We start from the raw sequence: 8,013 nt of genomic DNA on the forward strand, positions 1-8,013 counted from the left end.
TCGACTAGCAGAACTGGAGGCTTCTCTTTGAGTAACTGAGGAGCTACTACCGAAAAATATCCCGTCATACGCGACACTTTCCGCTATGCCCCGAGCGTTGAACATCAGCAAATATCTCGGTAATCGGCCGTTGTGGCTGGCGTTTTTGCATCTGCCGTACCTCCTCGCTCATTCGCAGCAGCTCTGCACTCGGTTTGACCCATTGATCTTCCGACAGCGGCTCTGACCATTCACGCATGGCTTCGGGCAGGGTTTGTTTGCCGATTTTTTCGAGGCGGCGCACTTCCCATTCGACGAGGTGGTTGGGAATCGTCCACAAGGTCATGACGTGATACAGGTACCAAAAGAAGCCCGACAAACGTGTGCGTGAGCCATCGCGGATTTGTTGGTGCATACGTGTACGGGCATTGCGGAATGTGTGCAGGCCTTGGTGGGGAGGGTCGTCGGGGCCTTGTAGATCTTGCAGGTCCTGAATCGATTTGAGGTCGTTGACTTCGTATTCCATGTAACCGCGAATCGCCTCCCAATGACTGATCGCGAGTGACAATCCGGCGCAGGGGAATTCGAGGCTGGTGAGGGTTTCGCCCTGGTAAAAGCCGATACCCATGCCGTATTGGCGGTGGACGCCGTACTGGGTGACGCCTTGGGCTTCTATGGTCCACGCGCAAAGGGATTCCCAAGGGACGAAGACTGGTTCGATAGCGCCTTTGGGCATGAAGCAGACTTCGCGACGTTGGCGGTTGAAGCGGGTGGGTATGAGATGGGCGCGTTTTTTGTGGTTGTGGTGCCAGACGCCTAGGCCGATGAGTAGACCGCAAAAAAAAGCGACAAAAGCCTCACCATGCGCCTCGTGAAAAACACCTTGTATGGCGTGACTAATATCTTCCCAACCCATTCCGAACAAAAAGACCAGAAAACCAACGATCAGGGGAAATAGAAAGGCGATCATGCATGCAACGCTAAATGGCCCTCCTAAGGTCATTTGCCACATAAAGACTTGTGGGTATCCCAATCCAAAGTCCATGTGCACGTCATTCAGTTCGCCAATATGCGGGCCATAGGGTGGCATTGAGGTTGGTAGTGGCAGTGGCGCGAGATAAGTGATTTTTCCGCTTGGGAACGGTTCGATATCACCTGCTGTTCGTGACTGTTGAAGTTGAGGATTACCTATTTGCTTATCAAGTTTATTCGGCATGATCGGCTTGCTCCAGAAACTGGGTTTCGACGAGCAGAACTGGAGGCTTCTCTTTCACCAACTGAGGAGAAACTACCGAAAAATGCCCCTCACCCCGAGGGTCCAGATGTATCACTTGGGTTCGCGATGCCCATTCGCCTTTTGCGTTCAAGTTTTGAATGCAGACGGCCAGTTCAAGCGTTTCTTTCGCAGGAGTGAATTCAGAGCCCGGATCAATCGGGTATTGAAGGCAGAGCACCAATCCTTCTGCAGATGACTTGACGATGCGCAAACTACTGACGACCTCGTCACTAATGATGTCCTTGCGTTCTCGTGGTGTTCCTTGGCTGTGTAAAGGAATGGAAATACGGTGCGCACCGATGCCTAAACGGTGAGTTGCCTTACCTCCGAGAGGAGGCAGAAAATCATTCAATGCCAGTCTTGGCAGCACCAAATGGATATCGCTGGGCTGGGCTTTTAACAGCAGGTTTTTCAGCCAGGAGTCGTATGAGTTTTGGCCAAGCTGGGCGTAAGGCGCGTGTATCAGAAAAGCCAGATAACGTTGATAGTCATCCAGTGAGTGGTCGCCGCGCATCTCCGCATCCTGGCTCCAGGGCGTGATTCTCAGCCACTTATCGTGCGCGCTGATGTTGTAACGGTTGAACAGCCACGTACCGCTCAACTCCAAAACTGTAAACAAAGCACCCGCGAGGTTGAAGCGGAAGAATACTGTTGATAAGCGAGTGCCTGCGGCAGCCCATGCGGCGGTTCGTGCTGCGCTGTCAGGAGCAGTCAACACTGTGAAAGTTGCGTGAGCGGTACGACTCAGTCCATAGGCATTCACAGTTACCATGCCGCCCGCGCCCAATGTCGCGAGAGCGGCCGCCATCTGCGCTGAATCATTTCCACTGCGAACCGCTTCCTGCCAATTTTGCTTTTGATTGTTAAAACTGGCCAAAGAAACCCTAAAGCCCAAACCATACGTGAAGATACCCAGCCCAATATGCAATTTGCCCATCTGCACATGTACGTGCTGCAACGCATGGGATTGAAACCCTGCTACAAGTGCTTTGCTACGAGCCTTCAAAGCCGTATCCGAAAGACTCTGCGCTGCAGTGAGCCCGGCAGCTCCCGTCGCGGCCAAAGCAGCAAAAAAGTCCGCCCGTTTCTTTCTGTCTTTGGTCTGACTCATCAGCTCCCGGTAAGCCCCAACCAAATTCACCACCTGCACCAAAACCACCACCAACCCCATCCCCTCAGTCTTCACCAAACTCCCTGTCGAAACCCCGCCAATCCCCAACCGGATATTCCCCAACAAACTCCTCAATTCCCCCTGTTGCGCCGGCGGAAATACCACCGTCACCCCAGCCCGTGCAGGCGTTGCACCATAAAGCCGTGCCGAGCGATCCGGCAGTTCTTCAATCGGGCTCAGCGCTGCAGCCAATCGCCCTTCAATCTGCGTCAGTTGTGCCCGAACCCGCACGATTTCCTCCTGCAACTCCACTGCCCGAGGTGTTTTATGTCCCGGGCGATTTTTGTTGTGGGTGAGTTGGTTGCGCTCCCGGTTGAGGGTCTTGAGGTATTCGCGTTCGCGCAGCACTTCCTTGATCGCGGTTTGCAATGCGCTCTGTTCGGCAGGGCTGGCGACGGTGAAGCTCACGCCGCTGGTTTTCGCCGCGTCGAAGACACGAAGGCGCAACGCTTTGGGCAGGCGCTGGAACAACTCATCCAGTTCAGGAATCTTTTCGCCCGACAGGTCGAAACCTTCCAGTGCACGGCTCAGCCCCAGGTTCAGCGCCGGACTGTAACTTTGCTGCACCGCGTCGGCGATGGCGCGGGTGTGTTCGGGCAAGTCGTCGAGGGCCGGGAGGTGCGGTTGCTCGACCTTTTGCAGCTTGGCCAGCCACTGCGGCAGGTTGTTGAACGTCGCCATGCCAGCGTTGAACAGCGTCGAGTATTGCCCGGCCTGTTCGGGCTGGACCCGCAGCGGCAAGGTGTAGAACAGCGGTCGGGTCAGCTCCGGATGTTCTTCCAGATAGCCAAGTATTTGCTCGCTCGCCACATCGCTGCGACAGATGTCCTTGAGGCAAGCGTATTCGGCTGCGAGGGCTGGGCCGACTTGCTCCGGCGCTTGCGCGTCGTAGTACCACGCCGAGCGGTGGAAGCGGCCGTCGCACAGCAATTGCGTGCGGTCAGCAGTGATTCGGTCGAGCAATCGGTTCCAGCGTCCGAGATCGTCACGATGACGGTTCAGAACCTCGTCCATCGCCGGACGGTCGATCAGGTCATTTATTCCGCGTTTACCACTGATTGCGGAACCTTCAAGCACGTTCTGCCTGTGGCTATCCTGATCCTTGCCGAGGCTGATCAGCGTCTCCAGATGTCTATCAACGAAATCGGCTGGCGCGACCGCGTCGAAATGCTCTCGCGTGTAATAGCGTCGATCGATTTCTTCCGTGGGGGCCAAGCGATTGCGCTGCATCTCGTCGTCGAAACCCTGTGCGCGCAATTTCTGTAGTGCTGGCGGTGCAGGCGCGTTGCTTGGCTGGATGTTGCCGCCCTTGTTCAGGTAATCGAGCAAAGCCTTGCGGGTGTTTTCCCGCTCCGGTTCGGGCAGTTGCTCCAGATCGGCAAACAGGGCCTTGCCCTGTGGCTGATCGCTGGCCTTGGCCAGACTGTCGAAGTCTGCGGCACTCAGTTGGCTCAGGGACTCGATATAAGCGGCCAATAAATAATCGCGTGCGTTGTTATCGGTGTTGCTCCAATCCTCGACCCAACCGACCACGGTGTCCTGATACTCGGCCAGATCGCGCATCACGCCGAGGTGGTCGTCGACCAGCAAAAACAGCGTGTCGTCCTGATAAGGCGCGCGAACCCGACCCAGAAATTCGCCGATGTGCGCCTCGCGAAAACGCTGGGGCTTTTCCCAGAGATACGGTTTGCGCTCGTGCTCGGGGGCATCGCTGACGTGTACCGTCGGCAGTGAGGTTTCGCCTGATCCCGACGGGGCAAGCGGTTCGGCAAAGGTCGCCAGCTCCGCCAGCCATTGCCCGGTTTGCTCAACGGTCAGCAAATGCTCGCCGCCAGTCTCGCAATTCACCGGGCCGAGATTCACCGCTTGCATGAAGTGCTCGCGCTCCTCGGCATTGTCGAGCACCTGATGACATTTACCCGCCGTCCACTGCACTTCAGCGAAGGTCACGTACAAGGTGCTCTTGCGGGAAAAGATCAGTGCCGGTCGCTCTTCGATGGGCGTGCGCAGATCTTCACCCACCGTTTTGCCTTTGTGCAGCAGCGCGCTGACAACGCCGTCGAGCATCCGGTATTCATATAACTCGCCACTGAGGCCGTCGATGAGGTACAGCCAGCCGTCGCGCAAGCGGCGAATGCCCATCGGTCGGGCGCTCAAGGTGTATGGCAGCGTCAGTTCGGCGCTCGGGTCGAGGTGTTTTTCAACCAGTCCGTAAGACAGTGGCAGTAGCTGTACAAGAGTCTGGCGCAATGGACAGAAGTCGATGGAGCCGAACGGTTTTTTTGAAGCCGCCGCCGCATCAAGGATCGCCGGGTGAGTCATGGTCGTGCCCTTTGACTGGCCCAGCGCAGCGCCAACTCGGCAGCCAGTGCCACGCGCTCGCCGGCAGGTTGCAGGGAGGGCGCGTGGAGCAAATGGTGGATTTGCGGGTGCTGGGCGATTTCGTGACCGTCGAGCCAGGCCATCAAATTCGCGTAGTTGAACAACTCGGATTTGTTACTCAGGCCAAGCGCGTCGGATCGGGTTGCAATCTGCTCGAGCATTGGCCAGCGCAGGCCTGGCGTTTCCCCAACATGGAATGCGCAGAAGTGCTTCAGCAAATGCGCATCGAGATCAAGCAGCGTTCGACGCCGGTCGACCAGGTCCAGCGCGGTATTTTGTTCAACGCTGAGCCGATAAGGCGCAACAAGTGTCGGGCATTCAGCTTGCCGTGGCCGCTGGCAGTGCCAAAGCACATTGACGCAGTCAGCGCTGACCACACAGCTCAGCGGGCCGAACAAAGACTGATCGGCACTGGCAAGCATCGCCCGCATCACGGCAGCGTCCGCCAGACGTAACAGCGCCGATTGATCTGTCGGTAGCTTGACCGCCACCAGTTTTCGCAAATGCTCAGCCACGGCATGCGCGGGCGCCGGACTAAACAACAACACACCACTTTCCTCGTGGGCGCGTTGCAGAAAAAACTCCATCAAGGGTTCATCTGGCTGTTCGATCGCCACCAGCAACGGCGATATATCGCGCAATTCCACGAACGGTGATTGGTCGAACAGGGCAAAAGTGCTGGCGGCGGGACTGAGCCGTTTCACCTGCACAGGCAGATCGGTGATCGTCGCGCCGTCAAACAACAAAAAGGCCTGCTGCTGTTTCCACGGTAAATCGTCAGGCAGATCGGGTTGGCCAGCACTCAACATGCACATTTTCCTGTGTCCTTTTCAGGCACAAGACTTTGCTTGGGTCTGCGTTATCGCGCAGTCGGCCGAATCGTTTTCTTATGTAGGACGTATCCGGGATGCAGGGTTGTATTGGCAGGCAGCGATCCTAGGCTTTTCAGCTACAGTAGGCCGCTACGCGTATCACACGCGCAGCGGTTTTTTTCACCTGGAGACAGCGGATTGTCGAGCGCCCCTCAACGTGTCGCACCCACTAATCGCTGGCAGGATGTGCTTGCCGGCCTGTCGATTGCCGGGCTGCTGCTGCCCGAAGCGGTTGCATATTCGACCATTGCCGCGCTGGCGCCGCAGGCCGGGGTCATCGCCTTGTTTGCCGGCTTACTGTGCTATGGGCTGTTCGGCACCAGCCGCTTTGCGATTGTTTCGGCGACTTCATCTTCGGCAGCGGTGTTGGCGGCGGCCACGGCGACGCTGGCCAATGGTGATCCGCAACTGCGTTCGACCCTGGCGATTGGCCTGGTGCTGGTCAGTGGCGGGTTGTTTTTGCTGGCGGGGATCTTCCGGTTTGGCAGCGTCACTTCGTTCATCGCCAAACCGGTGCTGCGCGGGTTTGCCTTCGGCTTGGCGCTGACGATTATTCTCAAGCAGGTCGCCAGTGTGGTCGGCGTGCATCTGACCGATGCCAATCTGGTGCGCTTCGCCCCGCAACTGCTGGAGCAACTGCCGCAATGGAACTGGGCGGCGGCTGGCGTTGCGGCTGCGGCGCTGGTGTTGTTGGGGCTGTTTTCGCGTTTTCCACGCTTGCCCGGTGGTTTATTGGTTGTGGTGATCGGTATCGCTGCCGGGCAATGGCTGAACCTGCCGGCGTATGGCGTGAAGCTGATCGGCGTGATCGATCTGAGTCTGGAAATACCCAGGCTGCCGGTCCTGCCGTTCGCCGACTGGCTACGGCTGGGGGAGGTGGGTTTTGCGCTGGTGATGATTCTGTACGCGGAGTCTTACGGCTCGATCAGTTCCTTTGCGCTGAAACACGGCGACCGCGTCACCTCCAACCGCGACTTGCTGGCGCTGGGTGCTTCGAATCTGTTGTCCGGGTTGTTCCACGGCATGCCGGCCGGGGCGGGGTATTCGGCGACCTCGGCGAACGAGGCGGCGGGTGCCACTTCGCGATGGGCGGGTGGGGTGGCGGCGCTGGTGGTGTTGATTATCGTGCTGACGGTGTTGCCGTGGATCGCGTTGACACCAGAGCCGGTGCTGGCGGCGATTGTCATGCATGCGCTGGGGCGCGGATTGAGTCTGCAACCGCTGGGGCGTTATTTCGTCTGGCGCCGGGATCGGGTGTTGGTGCTGTGCGCAGTTACGGCGGTGCTGGTGCTTGGCGTGCTGGATGGTTTACTGGTGTCGGTGGCGATCAGTGTGTTGCTGATGCTCAAACAGATGTCAGCGGCGGATATTCAGGTGCTGGGGCGGATCGATGGCGGGCATGATTTTGTCGATGTGCAGCGCCACCCGATTGCGCAGGCAGAACCGGGCGTGTTGATTATTCGGCCTAGCGAGGCGCTGTTTTTTGCCAACGTGGAACGCATTCTCGGCGCGGCGTTGCGCTTGATCCGTCATTCGCCGGTGCCGGTGCATACGGTGATTTTGAGTCTGGAGGAATCACCGGATCTGGACGGCACCAGTATCGAGGCGATGCAGGAGTTTTTCCTGCGGGTGCATCAGGAGGGCAAGCGGCTGATTCTGGCGCGGCTGAAGCATGAGGCGATGGTGGTGCTGGATGCGTTGCCTGAAGTGGCGGCGAATGGGGTGATTCTCAGCGGATTGAGCGTTGATGGTGCCGTACAGCAAGCCCTCAAACTCAACACATAACCCTTGTAGGAGTGAGCCTGCTCGCGATAGCTGTCCGCCAGTTGATACAAATGTTGACTGACGCACCGCTATCGCGAGCAGGCTCACTCCTACAAGGGATTTTGAGGCATAAAAAAACGCCGCTCATCTCACGATGGGCGGCGTTTTTCATTGCGTTGTAACGTTAGGCTTGAACGACCGGGATGTTGGCGTTCGCAGCAGCTTCACGGAACTCGGCGATCTGGTCGAAGGACAGGTAGCGGTAGATATCGGCCGCCATGCTGTCGATCTTGCCAGCGTATTCCATGTACTCCTCGACGGTCGGCAGGCGACCCAGGATCGAAGCAACGGACGCCAGCTCAGCCGAAGCCAGGTAGACGTTCGCGCCGTCGCCCAGACGGTTCGGGAAGTTACGGGTCGAAGTCGACACCACGGTCGCGTTCGGCTCTACACGTGCCTGGTTACCCATGCACAGCGAGCAGCCTGGCATTTCCATGCGTGCGCCGGCCTTGCCGTAGATGCCGTAGTAGCCTTCTTCGGTCAGTTGGTGAGCGTCCATCTTGGTCGGC

Annotated in this window: 5 protein-coding genes; 1 reads left to right on the forward strand and 4 read right to left on the reverse strand. The window is 57.9% G+C overall.

The annotated features are described in order from the left end of the window. Nucleotides 1-64: 64 nt before the first annotated feature. The 3 genes from ACIOZM_RS27300 to ACIOZM_RS27310 are packed head-to-tail and all read right to left on the reverse strand — an operon-like array spanning nt 65 to nt 5,617. On the reverse strand, nt 65-1,195 hold the full coding sequence (locus tag ACIOZM_RS27300) for a hypothetical protein (RefSeq protein ID WP_401219679.1): 1,131 nt from the start codon (nt 1,193-1,195) through the stop codon (nt 65-67). Next, nucleotides 1,185-4,748 carry a toxin VasX gene (locus ACIOZM_RS27305; RefSeq protein ID WP_401219681.1) on the reverse strand — a complete coding sequence of 1,188 codons (3,564 nt, stop codon included), beginning with the start codon at nt 4,746-4,748 and terminating at the stop codon, nt 1,185-1,187. The genes ACIOZM_RS27300 and ACIOZM_RS27305 overlap by 11 nt, the downstream gene beginning before the upstream one ends. Further along, nucleotides 4,745-5,617, reverse strand: coding sequence for a DUF4123 domain-containing protein (locus ACIOZM_RS27310; RefSeq protein ID WP_401219684.1), 873 nt, complete (start codon nt 5,615-5,617; stop codon nt 4,745-4,747). The genes ACIOZM_RS27305 and ACIOZM_RS27310 overlap by 4 nt, the downstream gene beginning before the upstream one ends. Before the next feature lie 201 nt (nt 5,618-5,818). Here ACIOZM_RS27310 and ACIOZM_RS27315 point away from each other — a divergent pair, with 201 nt between their 5' ends. Continuing rightward, nucleotides 5,819-7,465, forward strand: coding sequence for a SulP family inorganic anion transporter (locus ACIOZM_RS27315; protein ID WP_401219687.1), 1,647 nt, complete (start codon nt 5,819-5,821; stop codon nt 7,463-7,465). 163 nt (nt 7,466-7,628) lie between these two features. Here the strand turns inward: ACIOZM_RS27315 and ACIOZM_RS27320 are convergent. Further along, a partial coding sequence (locus ACIOZM_RS27320) for an aconitase family protein (protein WP_401219690.1) occupies nt 7,629-8,013 on the reverse strand: 385 nt, incomplete at its 5' end.

Source organism: Pseudomonas sp. NPDC087346 (assembly GCF_044744235.1).
Taxonomy (GTDB): Bacteria; Pseudomonadota; Gammaproteobacteria; order Pseudomonadales; family Pseudomonadaceae; genus Aquipseudomonas.

Coding starts and splice junctions, on each gene's coding strand:
- ACIOZM_RS27300 (WP_401219679.1), bottom strand. CDS start 1,195: ATGCCGAATAAACTTGATAAGCAAATAGGTAATCCTCAACTTCAACAG.
- ACIOZM_RS27305 (WP_401219681.1), bottom strand. CDS start 4,748: ATGACTCACCCGGCGATCCTTGATGCGGCGGCGGCTTCAAAAAAACCG.
- ACIOZM_RS27310 (WP_401219684.1), bottom strand. CDS start 5,617: ATGTTGAGTGCTGGCCAACCCGATCTGCCTGACGATTTACCGTGGAAA.